We start from the raw sequence: 14,045 nt of genomic DNA on the forward strand, positions 1-14,045 counted from the left end.
GCGACCCATTCTTGAGGCGCGCCATCATACAAGAGATCGGGCCCGCGGCATGCCCCGACGTACCGCGTCGCTTGGATCGCCAGCAAGCCTCGCTCCTACAGAGGCGATAGCGCGGGGGCGTTCAGCCGGCCTTTCTGCTCTGATGCACGGGAAGCTCGACGCGGAAGGTGGTGCCGACACCGACCTCGCTGCGCACCGAGATGTCGCCGCGGTGTTTCTTGACGATTCCGTAGGACAGCGACAGCCCCAGCCCCGTGCCCTGGCCCACGGGCTTGGTGGTGAAAAACGGGTCGAAGATTTTCTGCAGGCTGTCCGGCGGGATGCCCGAGCCATTGTCGGCCACTTCGATCCACACGTTCTCGCCCTCGACGCCGTTGCGCAGGGTAATGGTGCCCCGTTCGTTGCCCATGGCCTGGGCAGCGTTGACGATCAGGTTCATCACCACCTGGTTGATCTGCGAAGGCAGGCACTCGACCTCCGGCAGCTCGGCGTACTCCTTGATCACGTCGGCCTTGTACTTGATCTCGGCGGCGACGATGTTCAGGGTCGAGTCGATGCCCTGTTGCAGGTTCGCCCATTGCCATTCCTGGGTCGAATCGACCCGGGAAAAGTCCTTGAGATCCTTGACGATCTGGCTGACCCGACCGATGCCGTCCTTGGACTCCTTGATCAGCAGCGGAATGTCCTCGAGGAGAAAATCCAGCTCGATATCCGTGCGCAGCTGTTTCAGCCCATCGCGCAGCTCGCTGGCGCCGATCCCGGTTTCGGCATTGCCGTAAGCCTCGAGCATCTCCTGCAGGCGCTTGAAGTAATTGTCCAGGGCGCCGAGGTTGGAGGAAATGAAGCCGATCGGGTTGTTGATTTCATGGGCGACCCCGGCGGCCAACTGGCCCAGGGAGGCGAGCTTTTCCGATTGCACCAGTTGGCTTTCCAGCAGCTTGCGTTCGTCGATTTCCCGTTGCAGCGCGGCGCTGGCCTGCTTGAACGCCAGGGTACGTTGCTCCACCCGTTCTTCCAGCTCGCTCATCTGCAGCTGCGCGCGCAGGGTCATTTCCCATTTGGTGGTGAGGGTGTTGGCCATCTGCTGGACTTCGATATTGTCGAAGGGCTTTTTCAGGATCAGCAGCCGGTCGTGGCCGTTCAGGCGATCGAGCAACTCGTCCCAGGAATAGTCGGAGTAGGCGGTGCACACCACCACTTGCAGCAGTGGGTCGTGCTTCCACAACTCTTCGATGGTTTGCGCGCCGTCCCAGCCATCGGGCATGCGCATGTCGACGAAGGCCAACGCATAGGGTTGCCCCTTGCCCGCCGCCTCCAGCAGCTTGCCCAGGCCTTCCTGGCCACCGTAGGCCGAGTCCAGTTCGAACACCGTGGCGGTGGTTTTTGGCGCACTGCCGAACAGCGCGCTTTCCATCGCATCGAGGTCGGCGCTGTCGCCGGTCTTGGGCGTGAGGATCTTGCGGAAGTCGTCGTGGATCGCCGGGGTGTCGTCGATCAGCAGAATGCGCCGGTTTATCGGGTTGTTCATGCCTCAACCTCGGCGGTGATCAGGGGGATCTGCAGGACGAACAGCGCGCCTTTGCCCGGGCCGTCGCTGTGGGCGGTCAGGTGGCCATTCATCTCGATGGCCGCCAGGGCGCAACTGTGCAGGCCGAACCCATGGCCTTCCTTGCGGGTGGTGAAGCCGTGGGTAAAGATGCGGGTCATGTTTTCCGGAGCGATGCCTTCGCCTTCGTCGCGCACGCTGATCTGCAAGGTCTCGCCGTCGACCACCGCTGCCGCCAGGGTCATGTTGCGCGTCTGCTTGGACAGGTCGGACATGGCGTACTTGGCGTTGCTGATCAGGTTGATCAGGATCAGCAGCAGGCGATGCTTGTCGCCCATGATCAGTGGTACGTCGGCGTAGTCCTTGAGCACCGTCACATGATGACGGGTGAGGGCGCCGGAGTTCATGCGCAGCGCGTCTTCGAGCAGTTCGCTGACCGACAGCGGTTCCAGCAGGCTGCTGGCACCCGCATAGGATTGCTGGGTAGCGACGATGTCCTTGATGTGATCGACGCTTTTGCTCAGTTGGCTCAGTTCCTCGGCCATGCCTTGCTGTTCCAGGTCGATAGCCTCGACCAGCTGGTTCAGGTAGCCGGGCAGCAATTTGCCCTTTGCGTCCTCGGTGAGAAAGCTGCCCAGGTCCTGCGTGTGTTCGTTGATCAACTGCATCGCCTTGCCCAGCCCCTGGGCCTTGCTGTTGCGCAGCTTGCGGCTGACCAGGTCGGCGGAGATGTTCACGCTGTTGAGCACGTTGCCGACGTTGTGCAGGACATTGGTGGCGATTTCCGCCATGCCGGCCTGGCGGGCGGTGTCGAGCAGTTCGCTCTGGGTATCCTTGAGCTGGCGTGTGCGTTCTTCGACCCGTTGCTCGAGTTCGTCGTTGGCGGCCACCAGGGCACGGTTCATCCGGTTGATCTCGGCAAAACTGCGGATCAGGCGAATGCCCAGCCAGATCAATAGCAGCACCAGTAGCGCGGAAAACAGCAGCAGGTAGAAATGGTATCGCTGGTCGACGACCTCGGCCTGTTGCTGGTCGCGGTTGAGCAGGACGGTGATGTCGTCCAGGCGCTCGTCGACCGGCACCACTTCGATTTCCTCCAGCAGGCGGTTGACCTTGGGTTGCTCGCGCAGGATCAGCCCGACGTGGTTGCTGAGGGTATCGATCAGCTCATGGAACTCCGTGGGCAAGCGCTCCTTGTTGACCCCCAGCTTGTTCAGGCCCACCAGGATGTCCGCGGCCCTGTCGTTGGAGGTGACCTGGGCGAATTCCAGGCTGCTGAGCAACAGATCGTAGGTATCGGTGGCGATGTTCTGCAGCTGCAGTTTGTCCGCGTCGTGCAGTTGGGCGAGCTCCAGCTGGATATCGTCCTCGACGGTCGGCAGGAAGGCCAGGGAGTTGCGCAGCACGGCGTTGTGCGACTTGAACTGTTCCACCAACCGGGTCTTTTCCTTTATCGCGTTCAGGTAGCCGTCATGGGCGTTGCGCCATAGCGGCGAATCGTCGCGCTGGTTCTGCGCTTCCATCGAGTCGAATTTCTGCCACAGGCGCGTCATTTCCCCCAGCGGTGATACCAGTGGGTCGTAGTTATGGGTGATGGCCACCCTGGCCTTGAGTATTTCGTTTTCCCACAGCGAGTCCTGCTGTTTGATCTGGCGGATCAGGTCGCGGGATTCGGTGTAGGTCGCGGTCTGGTCGGAGCTGGACTTGAGGTAGAGAAACAGCAGGATCGAAGCCATCAATACCGCCAGGGCGGCCAGCAACAGGATGCTTACGCGACGGGATACTTTCATAAGGGTTTGCCTTCCCATTCGCCGGTCAGGGTCTTGAGGAATTTGACGATCAGGCGTTTGTCTTCCTCGGACGGCGTACGTCCCAGCTGGTACTTGAACATCACCGCCACGGCGCCTTCGAGGGTGGCTTGCGAACCGTCGTGGAAGTACGGCGCGGTAACCGCGACGTTACGCAGGCTCGGCACCTTGAACACATTGCGGTCTTCTTCTTCGCCCGTGACGTTGAACCGTCCCAGGTCGGCCTCGGTGGGGTTGCCCCGGGCCGCGAAGTAGTCGCCGAGCACGCCGAACTTCTGGAACATGTTGCCGCCGATATTCACCCCCTGGTGACAGGCGATGCAGCCGTATTCCTGGAAGCGCTGGTAGCCGTACTTTTCCTCGATGTCGAGGATCTCGGTGTTGCCCGCCAGGTATTGGTCGAAGCGCGAGTTGGCACTGAGCAGGGTGCGCTCGTAGTCGGCCAGGGCACCCTGGATATTGCTCTGGGTCACGGCGTCGGGGTAGGCGTCGGCGAAGGCGGTGCGATAGGCCGGGTCGTCGGCAATGCGCTGCATCACGACTTTCCAGTCGCTGCCCATTTCACTGGGACTCTGCACCACGATGTGCACCTGGTCTTCCAGGGTTTCGGCCCGACCGTCCCAGAACTGGTGGAAGTTCAGGCTGGCGTTGAACACGCTCGGGGTGTTGACCGCCACGGGCTTGCCATCGAAACCCAGGGAGTGCGGAACGGTATCGGCACCGCCTTTGTCGAGGCGATGGCAACTGGCGCACGACAGGCTGTTATTCACCGACAGACGCGGGTCGTTGAACAGGCGTCGTCCCAGGTCGACCCGCTTGCTGTCCAGCGCCGGTGCTGCGGGGAGGGGCTTGAGCGGTCCTTCCAATGGCGCGGCCGCGGCGCCTGGAGCGAGCAGCAGGCTGGCCGAAAGGAGCAATGCGAGTGACGACATGGTCGGTATCCTTACCAGGCACAACTTCATGGATGGGGCAGGTGAGGCTGCTGGGAGTCGACCAGGAAGCGGGCGAAGGCGTCGGGCTCCACGGCCTTGCTGAAGTAGAAACCCTGGCCTTCCTCGCACTGGTGGAGCTTGAGGAAGTCCAGCTGTTCGAGGGTCTCGACCCCTTCGGCGATGATGCTCAGGTTGAGGCTTTTGCCCAGGTCGATAATGCTGCTGACCAGTTTCGCGTCGTTGCTGTCGGTGCCCAGGTCACGCACGAACGACTGGTCGATCTTCAACACGTCGACCGGGAATTTCTGCAGGTAACTCAGGCTCGAGTAGCCGGTGCCAAAGTCGTCGATGGCCAGGCGCACGCCCAGCTGCTTGATGGCGCGGAGCGTGGCAATGGTGGCGTCGACGTTCTGCATCAGCACGCTTTCGGTGATTTCCAGCTCCAGCAATGTCGGGTCGAGCCCGGTCTCGGCCAGCGTGCTGGCGAGGCGCTGGACATAGTCGCGCTGGCGAAAATCGATGGCCGACACGTTCACCGACATGCAGATGGTGGGCAGGCCCTGCTTTTGCCAAGCCTGGGATTGTAGGCAGGCCTGGCGCAATACCCATTGGCTGAGGGCGACGATCAGCCCGCTGTCTTCGGCCACCGGGATGAAGTCCGAGGGGAACACCCAGCCATGCCCGGGCCGGTTCCAGCGCACCAGTGCTTCGGCACCGACCACCGTGCCCTGCGCCAGGTCCAGCTTGGGCTGGTAGTGCAAGACGAACTCTTCGCGCTGCAACGCCAGGCGCAGGCCGGTTTCCAGGGTTTGCTGCTGGCGCGCGCGCAGGTTCATGTCGTCGATGAAAAAACTGAAGTCGTTGGGGCCGCAATCCTTGACGTTGCGCATGGCGGTCTCGGCGTTTTTGATCAGCGTTACGGCATCGGCGCCGTCGTCGGGGTAAATGCTGATGCCCAGGCTGGCGGTGACTGTCAGGTCGTGGCCCGCCACGGAGTGGGGGGTATTGACGGCGGCCAGGAGTTTTTCGGCCACCCCTCGGGTCTGCTGCGGGTGCAGGATGTCGCCGAGAATCACCACGAACTCGTCCGAACCGTAGCGAAACACCGAGTCGGACTCGCGCACCGTCGCTGCCAGGCTCTGGGCGACGAGCTTGAGCATCTCGTCTCCCGCCGGGTGCCCGAGTGCATTGTTGATGCGTTTGAAACGGTCCAGGCCGATGAACATCACCGCCAGCTTCCGGTCATGGCGGCGGGACTGGGACAGATGCTGGGTCAGGCGGTCGCCCAGCAAGGTGCTGTTGGGCAGCCCGGTAAGCACATCGTAATGCAGCAGGTGCGACACGCTCAGCAGTTCCTGGACCCGTTCCTCGATGGTCGTTTCCAGGTTGCGCATCTTGCTTGCCACGTCCTGCGCCAGCTGCCATTTCCAGGTCAGGGCACTGGCCATCTGGCGGATCTCCAGGCTGTCGAACGGCTTTTTCAGGATCAACAGCTGGTCGCCGAACTCGATACGTTCGGCCATGGCTTCCCATGAGTAGTCGGAGAACGCGGTGCATAAAGCGATCTGCAACTGCGGATCGGTTTTCCACAGATGCTCGATGGTCTGCAGGCCATCCCAGCCGGGCGGCATGCGCATGTCGATAAAGGCCAGGGCATACGGCCGGCCTTCGGCCTGGGCGCGCTTGACCAGTTCCACGGCTTCTTCGCCCTGGTAGGCGGAATCGAGCTGGAAGTGCTGGTGGGGCCTGCTGTTGACGCCGAACAGCAAGGCTTCGGTGCTGCCCAGCAAACCTTCGTCTTCGGGGCTGAGAATCTTGCGAAAGTCCTGATGGATCGCCGGTGTGTCGTCGATGATCAGAATTCGCCGGTTGGGTACCACGGATAACGGGCTCACCTGAAATTCTCCGACGTCGGATCCGCCGACCTGCTGCCGCCATCCATAGCAGCAGACCTGGCCTTGAGCAGTTCGCCAGCCTGGTCGCTGTCGACCGCCGTACCGAGCGAGTGCCCCAGTGGCGTGCCGCTGGATATCAAGGTCGTGCGCTGCTCCTGGGTTTCCACCCCTTCAGCGGTGACCCCGATGCCCACCTCGCGGGCGAAGTTGAGGATGGCCCGCAGGGTCATGGCGTTGTCCGGGTCGCTGCTGGTGCTGTCGAGAAAGCGCTGGGCAAGCTTGAGGTGGTTGACCCTGTAGGTCTTGAGGTAGTCGAACGAGGAGTATTCGGTGCCGAAATCGTCGATGGCGATCTTCACGCCCAGCTCGCACAGCCTGGGCAGGATGTCGTTGTGGGTCCACTTGGTCTGGGCCAGGGTGCCCTCGGTCACGTCGAATCTCAGGTCCCACGGGCACAGGTCCCAGCGCGCGGTGGTGCGCAATACGTCGTAGATCAGTTCTGGGCCGGTCTTGAGCTGGACCAGGGACAAATGGATCGCAATCAATGGCGGTGCCACGTTCTGGTCGCGCCAGGCGCGCATCTGCCGACAGGCCTGGTCCAGCAGCCAATGACCGAGGGCGATGACGATGCCGGTCTTCTCGGCCGCGGGCATGAAATCCCCGGCCTCGAGCCAGCCGCGCCGGGGGTGGAGCCAACGAACCTGGGTCGCCATGCCGAGGATCCTGCCGGTGCCTAGATCGACTTCCGGCAGGTAATGCAGGTGCAGTTCGTCGCGTTCCAGGGCCAGCTTCAGGTCGTTGGCCAGGGTCACCCGCTCCGTGACCTCCTGGTTGATTTCCTCACTGTGGAAATGGAACTGGTTGCGGCCCTTGTCCTTGGAGCGATACAGCGCCATGTCCGACTGCGCCATCAGGCTATCGGCACTCAGGGTCTGCGGGCTGTAGAGGCTGATGCCGATGCTCACCGAGATGCGCACCTCGTTGCCTTCCAGGGAGTAGGGGAGCAGCAGGGTGTCGCGGATTTTCGTCGCCAGCGCAGCGCAATGCGTGGCCTCGTCGACGTCCAGTTGCAGGATCGCGAATTCGTCGCCGCCCAGGCGCGCCACCACATCGTTTTCCCGGGTGCAGGCCTTGATGCGCCGGGACACTTCCTGCAGCAGCAAGTCACCAATAGGGTGGCCGAGGGTGTCGTTGATGCGCTTGAAGTGGTCCAGGTCCAGGTAAAACATCGCGAAGGGCGCGGCTCCCCGTCGGGCCGCGGCGAATGCCTGGTGCAGGCGCTCGATCAGGGTGGCGCGGTTGGCCATCCCGGTCAGGCTGTCGGTGCGGGCCATCAGGGCCATTTTTTCTTCGGCCAGCTTGCGTTCGGTAATGTCGAGGATGATCCCTTCCACCTCGACCAATTGGCCCTGGTCGTTGCGCACCGGAATATAGCGGTTTTCCACCCAGCGAAAGGCACCATCGCCGGTGCGCATGCGGAACTCGATGGACGCTCCCGCCACATCCCGATCGAGGATCCGCAGCATGGCGTTCTTGACCTTGCCCTGGTCGTCGGGGTGGATCAGGGTCTGGGCCCAGTCGGCCGAGGCCACCAGTTGCGCCGCCACATGGCCGAACTTGGTGATGTTGTGGGAAATGTACATCAGGGTGAACGATGGCTCGCCTCGCAGGCGATAGAGGATGGTGGGGCTGTTCTGCACGATGATATTGGCGTCGGCCAACTCGCGGGTGCGTTCCTCGACCGCCTGTTCCAGCTGGTCCATTTTCAGCTCGGCGTCTTCGGTCATCTGCCATTTGACGGTCAGGGCGCTGGCCATCTGGCGGATCTCGATGGCGTCGAAGGGCTTTTTCAGGATCAGCAGGCGGTCGCCCAGTTGCAGGCGCTCGGCGATGTCCTCCCAAGAATAGTCGGAGTAGGCGGTGCACAGGGCAATTTGCAGCTTGGGATCGACCTGCCACAGCCGCTCGATGGTTTCCAGGCCGTCCCAGCCGGGCGGCATGCGCATATCGATGAACGCCATGGCATAAGGCGCATCGTGATCCAGCGCTGCCTGCACCTTGTCCAGCGCCTCCCGGCCCTGAAACGCCGAGTCGAGGAAAAAATGCTCCAGCGAGGCACTGACAGGCGTGCCGAACAGGGTGGCTTCGGCGTCGCTGAGGTCGTCTTCGGGGGCATCCGTGCAGGCGAGGATCTTGCGAAAATCCTCGTGGATCGATGCCGTGTCGTCGACGATCAGAATTCGCCGGTTGGTCCGGTCTGCCGACGCCATCATCGGCGTGCTCCAACTCGGTGCGGGCACCTTGTATATAAGCTCATCGGGCTTCCCTTCCTGCGTTCTGAACATACGGTCCATTTTGGCCTTGAGCATAGTCAGGCTCCCCCGTATGCGCTAATCGGCCGGCGTCAAATTCATGCCGAAACACTACAAGTCATCTAGCCTGTCCCAGAAGGCAGGTCTGATCGAAGTCAAAGGGGAGGGGGAACCATGGAAGAACATACAGCAGGCGCAGCCCAGGACAGACCGACGGTACTGCTGGTCGACGATGAGGAATCGATTCTCAATAGCCTTCGTCGGCTGTTACGCAGCCAGCCTTACGACATCCTGTTGGCCGACAGCGCTGCCAAGGCCCTGGAGATCCTCGAACAACGGCCGGTCGACGTGGTCATGAGTGACGCCCGCATGCCGAGCATGGACGGCGCGACCTTGCTGGCCCATATCCATCAGCGTTATCCATCGACGCTGCGCATCCTGCTCACTGGTTATGCCGACATGACCTTGATCGCCAAGGCCATCAACGAAGGGCAGATCCATCGGTATATCAGCAAGCCCTGGAACGACGAGGACATGCTGGTGACGCTGCGCCAGGCCCTGGCGCATCACAATTCCGAAAGCGAGCGCCAGCGTCTGGAAGCCCTGACCCGGCAACAGAACGAGCAATTGAAAACCCTCAACTCGACCCTGGAAAAGCATGTAGCGGCGCGCACCGCCGAGCTGCAACAGACCGCCGACATGCTCGATCTGGCGTATGAAGAGCTCAAGCGCAGCTACGTGACCGGTACCGAGGTGTTTTCGCTGCTGGCCAACCTGCGCTTGCCCAAGGCCAAGCAGACCAACCGGCAGATCATTGAGCTGATTCGCGTCTATTGCATCACCCATGGCCTGGACGAAGCCGACAGCCGCAACATGACCATGGCCGCCGCGCTGTACAACATCGGCAAGCTGAGCTGGACCGACAGCATGATGACCGCGCCCGCGGACTTGCTGCACCACAACGAGCGCGACCTGTACCGGGCCTACCCGAAGCAGAGCGAGTCGCTGCTGATGACCCTGGAGCCGATGAAGGACGCGGCGCGCATCATCCTGCATCACCAGGAACGCTGGGACGGCAGCGGTTTTCCCGATCATCTCAAGGGCGAGGCCATTCCGCTGGGCTCGCGCTGGCTCAAGCTGGCCGTGGACTTCATCGAGCTGCAACGCGGGCTGATACTCGAACGGCAGATGAACAGCGATGAGGCTCTGCTGTTCATTCGCAAATACGCCGGCAAACTCTACGACCCCGACCTGGTGGAGGACTTCGTCGGCGTCTGCGCGGCTTATCAGAGCGATGTCACCCTGGCCGATCCGACGGTCAGGGTCCTGGCTACGCGCGACCTGGCCGCCGGCATGACCCTGGCGCGCAACCTGAATGCCGACAATGGCATGCTGCTGCTCAATGCCGGCAAGGTGCTGAGCGGCCCGCTGGTGGACAAGCTCATCGCCTTCGAAGCGATGGAGGGGGCGAAATACAGCATCTTCGTCAAAATACCCGAAGAGCCGGAAACGGCGGCCTCGGCCGCCGGTTGAGGGACGAACGGGTTAACCGCCGCTGGCGGCGACAATGCTGGCCACCTGGCGTGGCTGGCAGTTGAGGTAGGGCGAGGATTTCAGCCAACGCTGGTCGGGGTACCAGGAAAACATGAACTGACCGTCCTTGAGGCGGTCGATCACCTGGCGCGCCACCTGCGGACGCACGGCCGGGCAACCCAGGCTGCGGCCGATGCGCCCTTGGCGCCGGCTCCACAGGGGGCTCACATAGTCGGCCGCGTGAATCACGATATCCCGATCGCGGGCGAGGTCATTGAAACCTGGCTCCAGGCCATCCATGCGCAGCGAATAACCGTGGCTGCCTTCATAACTTTCCTGGGTGCGGAACAGGCCGAGGCTGGACTGGAAGCTGCCCATGCGATTGGAAAACTGGGTGGCGAAGTTTTCCCCGGATTTCTGCCCGTGGGCGACCAGGTCGCGCAGCACCAGGGTTCTTTTATTCAAGTCGAAGATCCACAGGCGGCGGGCGGTGGAAGGTTGCGAATAGTCGATGACCGCCAGGTGCCGGGCCTGCCTGGCGCCGCTGTTGACTGCGCATTGCATGGCGCTCAAGGCACTTTTCAGCACTTGGGGATTGAGTTCTGGTGCGGCGTGGGCGAGGCTGTTGTAAAGCAGCGGGGTCGTGTTGTTGGCGGCGAGCGCGGGGTTGCAGATCGCGCCTAGGGTGGTCATTGCCAGGCAGAGCCGGCGTAAGAAGGTCAGCATTCTAGAGTGTCCCCACAGTCACTTTGGCTCCTGACGTCCTGTCGCTCTCCTGGCAGTTCTGGTTACAGGTGGTTGGATGATTTTTCGCAGCCACTGCCGAGGTTGACCATCACAATGATGGCCATGATTGGAGTAAAGCAGTTGTTCAAAAAACACGCATGTTACTTGAGCCTTTTCCTGCTCGCTGCGCCGTTGGTCGCGACCGCTCAGGATGTACCGGTCGATCATGAGAACCCTGTGCAACAGGTCTTCACTCGATTGTCCGATGCCTGTCCGGGGTTGGCGGTGCACCTGGACATTCCCGCCCAGAGCCTGTTACAGGCTTTTTACCAGCAGCAGGGTGACCAGCCGCTCTGGTCGTCCAGCGCACGTTTGGAGGCGTTGCAGGCCCAGTTGCAGCAACTGGCCGACGATGGCCTGGACCCGGCCGACTACCGTTCGCCGGCCAGTGCGCTCGCGGGCGACGCGCTGTGCACCGACCTGAGCTTCAGCCAGCATTACCTGCAGGCCCTGCACGACCTGCATTACGGCCGTCTGTCGCAGGCCCGTTTCGAGCCGATGTGGCACGCCCATCCCTTGCAGCTGGATCGCCAGGCGCAGGTGCTCGCCATCGCCGGGCCCGGCCTGCAGGACATTCCGGCGGCCTTCGCGCTGGCGCGGCCGAGCCTCGAGCAATATCAGAACCTGCGCCAGCTGTATGCCCAGCAGCGCCAGCTGGCGTTGCCCCATTGGCAGCCCCTTCCCAGCGGGCCGCTGCTGCGTCCGCAGATGCAGGACGCGCGAGTGCCGGAATTGGCGCAACGGCTGTTCAAGGAGGGGTACCTGAGCGCCCTCGCCAACGAGGGCGGTACCCTTTACAACGACGAGCTGGTGAGTGCGGTGAAAAGCTTCCAGCTCAGCCATTCGCTGCAAGCCGATGGGGTGATCGGCGCGGGGACCTTGAATGAACTGAACATCAGCCCGCAGATGCGCCGCGAACAGCTGCGCATCAACCTCGAACGCTTTCGCTGGCTGGCGCAGGACATGGAGCCCGACAGCCTGCTGGTCAACCTGGCCGCGGCGCAGTTGATCGTCTATCAGGACGGCGTACCGGTGTGGCAGACCCGGACCCAGGTGGGGCGTGCCGAGCGCCAGACGCCCTTGCTGAAATCCCAGGTCACGCGCCTGACCCTGAACCCGACCTGGACGGTGCCACCGACCATTTTCCGCGAAGACAAGCTGCCGGAAATTCGCCGCGACCAGTCCTTCCTCAATCGGCAGAACCTGCAGGTGCTCGACAGCGAAGGGCATCCCCTGGCGGTGGAAGATATCGACTGGGACAACCCCGGCAATATCCTTCTGCGCCAGGACGCCGGACCGAGAAACCCGCTGGGGCAGATGGCGATCCGCTTCCCCAACCCGTTCTCGGTGTACCTGCACGACACGCCCAGCCAGGCGCTGTTCAACAAGGGGCCAAGGGCCTTCAGTTCGGGCTGCGTGCGGGTCGAGCATGCGTTGCAGCTGCGCGATCTGCTGGTGAGCCCGGCGGAACGGGTGCGCACCGACGAATTGCTGAGCACAGGGCTCACTCATGAGTTCAGGCTATCGACGCCGGTACCGATCCTGCTCACATACTGGACGGCGCAAGCCGACAGCCATGGCCAGCTGTCCTATGCCCCGGACATCTACGGACGGGACGCGGCCTTGCTGGTGGCGCTGGACAGCAAGCTTTGAGGGCTTGGCCACTGGCATGGCACGCTGTGCCTTTGGTCAGGAACCGCTGAACATCTGTCGGCGCGCGACGATCTGAATAAGTAAGAGGGCCATGAAGGAGAATTGGAAATGGTTCAGCGTCGCCGTCATCACATCTCGCAGCTGTCCCTTCGTATCGAAGGCCTGCGGGCCAATGTCCTGCAATTCAAGCAGGATGAGTTCCAGATCCAGGAAGCCCTGTGCGGCGCTTTGGCGACAGCGAAGGTGCGCGATCTGGAGGATGCCTTCGATGAGATCCGGGAATCGATCAACCACACCGAGGCCTTGCTGGAAGCCCTGGTCCAGGTCGCAGGTGGAGCAGGGGAAGAGGGTGCAGGAGCTTGCCAGGCCGCTGGACGTTAAGGAAGGCTGGCGCTGGGGCCGCCTACGGGCACCGCTACGCGATTGATGAAAACCCGGCCGCTGCGCCGGGTTTTTTATGGCGACACGAATGGCTATTATCGCTCGGTGATTTTTCAGCGTAGGGCGCCATGGCCTTTTTCGAGTTATTCGACCAATTCATGAGAAGCATGCTGGCGGCCTGGCTTTTTGTCGGTATCTGCCAGTTGGCCCGGTTCGTCTTCTCGCAGACTCCGTCCAGGTTGTCCGGATGGATCACCCTCGCCGGGCTGGCCTTCTTGATGGTCTACCCCTGCGGTTGGGACTGGGCTTCCGGCTTCATGGAAAACGCCTGGGTGGCGATGTGCAGGGTCTACCAGCATTCGGCCTCTCAACTGGCGCTGTTTCTGGCCGATGCGGCGGGCGCGGGGTTGGGCGGGCTGGTGGCTTACCTGATGTCCCGTTATGTCATGGCGGCCCCGGCGCCACTGAAACCTGCCGGCTGAAGCGCTGACAGATACGAAAACGGCCTCGCCACTGTGCGGGGCTTTTTATTGCCTTCGCAAAATCGGACCTGTCGTCTCTAACCCTTGACGGGGAGTGGCCACCGACTGGCGTGAATCAATGGGCTGTGCCTTACTCGAACTTCATTTACTGAGGGATGCGGCCATGACTGAGCGTCATTTGAATCACAGTGAAACGCTTTCGAATGGATGCAAGATCAAGGTGCGATCAGAGATCCTCAGAGATGGCTCGCTCAAGATGTTCATCGGCATCTACACGCCGGACGGCAGCGTTATCGTCGAAGACAACGACCTGGCCCCGGATGGCCTGGACATGGAGGATGCGTTTGAGTGGGGGATCGACAGGGCCAAGAAGATTGGCAACGGGCAGAAGGTTCAATGACCGGTAATGCCTGTGGATTCAACCGGTCGATGCAACACAACTAAATTCTGTGTAAGCAGAAGGAGTGTTGCAGATGAAGCAGAGACCTCGGATCTATTACACCGAAAGCCAGAAAAAACTGATGTGGGATCACTGGCAGAAAGGCGACTCTCTCCAGCACATAGCCCAACTATTTGATCGAAACCATTCATCGATACAGCGCATCTTGGCGGAAACAGGCGGTATCAGACCCGCTGTACGCCGCAGGTCCAGATTGGCTCTGACGTTGGCTGAGCGCGAAGAGATTTCGCGTGCAGTGGTGGCAGGTAACTCGATCC

General features: G+C 61.8%; 11 protein-coding genes and 1 pseudogene. 6 read left to right on the forward strand and 6 right to left on the reverse strand.

Features of this window, described 5'->3' with window-relative positions; genetic code table 11:
* Window positions 1-121: 121 nt before the first annotated feature.
* Genes BM019_RS28100 through BM019_RS28120 form a run of 5 tightly spaced genes read right to left on the reverse strand, consistent with a single transcriptional unit; the run spans window position 122 to window position 8,454 of the window.
* Window positions 122-1,528 (reverse strand): ATP-binding protein, encoded by a 1,407-nt coding sequence (locus tag BM019_RS28100; protein ID WP_092421987.1) that lies wholly within the window; start codon window positions 1,526-1,528, stop codon window positions 122-124.
* Complete coding sequence (locus BM019_RS28105) at window positions 1,525-3,336, reverse strand: DAHL domain-containing protein (RefSeq protein ID WP_092421990.1); 1,812 nt, start codon at window positions 3,334-3,336, stop codon at window positions 1,525-1,527. The genes BM019_RS28100 and BM019_RS28105 overlap by 4 nt, the downstream gene beginning before the upstream one ends.
* The gene (locus BM019_RS28110) at window positions 3,333-4,286 is read right to left on the reverse strand and encodes a cytochrome-c peroxidase (protein ID WP_092421993.1); all 954 of its coding nucleotides are present in this window, start codon (window positions 4,284-4,286) and stop codon (window positions 3,333-3,335) included. Before BM019_RS28110 ends, BM019_RS28105 begins: the two co-directional genes overlap by 4 nt.
* Before the next feature lie 26 nt (window positions 4,287-4,312).
* Complete coding sequence (locus BM019_RS28115; RefSeq protein ID WP_092421996.1) at window positions 4,313-6,181, reverse strand: putative bifunctional diguanylate cyclase/phosphodiesterase; 1,869 nt, start codon at window positions 6,179-6,181, stop codon at window positions 4,313-4,315.
* Complete coding sequence (locus BM019_RS28120; RefSeq protein WP_092421999.1) at window positions 6,178-8,454, reverse strand: GGDEF/EAL domain-containing response regulator; 2,277 nt, start codon at window positions 8,452-8,454, stop codon at window positions 6,178-6,180. Before BM019_RS28120 ends, BM019_RS28115 begins: the two co-directional genes overlap by 4 nt.
* Window positions 8,455-8,667: 213 nt before the next feature.
* On the opposite strand from BM019_RS28120, the gene BM019_RS28125 reads away from it, so the two are divergent.
* The gene (locus tag BM019_RS28125; RefSeq protein ID WP_009044555.1) at window positions 8,668-10,026 is read left to right on the forward strand and encodes a response regulator c-di-GMP phosphodiesterase, NosR family; all 1,359 of its coding nucleotides are present in this window, start codon (window positions 8,668-8,670) and stop codon (window positions 10,024-10,026) included.
* 12 nt (window positions 10,027-10,038) lie between these two features.
* Here BM019_RS28125 and BM019_RS28130 read toward each other — a convergent pair whose 3' ends face one another.
* Entirely contained in the window at window positions 10,039-10,752 is a 714-nt protein-coding gene (locus BM019_RS28130; RefSeq protein WP_092422002.1) for a murein L,D-transpeptidase catalytic domain family protein, read from the reverse strand.
* Between the two features lie 141 nt (window positions 10,753-10,893).
* Here BM019_RS28130 and BM019_RS28135 point away from each other — a divergent pair, with 141 nt between their 5' ends.
* From BM019_RS28135 to BM019_RS28155, 5 genes and pseudogenes are all read left to right on the forward strand, one after another.
* The gene (locus tag BM019_RS28135) at window positions 10,894-12,465 is read left to right on the forward strand and encodes a L,D-transpeptidase family protein (protein WP_092422023.1); all 1,572 of its coding nucleotides are present in this window, start codon (window positions 10,894-10,896) and stop codon (window positions 12,463-12,465) included.
* Window positions 12,466-12,573: 108 nt separating this feature from the next.
* Window positions 12,574-12,846, forward strand: a complete 273-nt coding sequence (locus tag BM019_RS28140) for a hypothetical protein (RefSeq protein ID WP_009044552.1) — start codon at window positions 12,574-12,576, stop codon at window positions 12,844-12,846.
* Between the two features lie 158 nt (window positions 12,847-13,004).
* Window positions 13,005-13,328, forward strand: a complete 324-nt coding sequence (locus BM019_RS28145; RefSeq protein WP_169834595.1) for a hypothetical protein — start codon at window positions 13,005-13,007, stop codon at window positions 13,326-13,328.
* A 163-nt stretch (window positions 13,329-13,491) separates the two neighbouring features.
* Window positions 13,492-13,728 (forward strand): hypothetical protein, encoded by a 237-nt coding sequence (locus BM019_RS28150; RefSeq protein WP_175510750.1) that lies wholly within the window; start codon window positions 13,492-13,494, stop codon window positions 13,726-13,728.
* 73 nt (window positions 13,729-13,801) lie between these two features.
* A pseudogene (locus BM019_RS28155) lies at window positions 13,802-14,045 on the forward strand (IS30 family transposase); the annotation flags it as partial.

This window comes from Pseudomonas sp. NFPP07, from assembly GCF_900115645.1.
Taxonomy (GTDB): domain Bacteria; phylum Pseudomonadota; class Gammaproteobacteria; order Pseudomonadales; family Pseudomonadaceae; genus Aquipseudomonas; species Aquipseudomonas chlororaphis.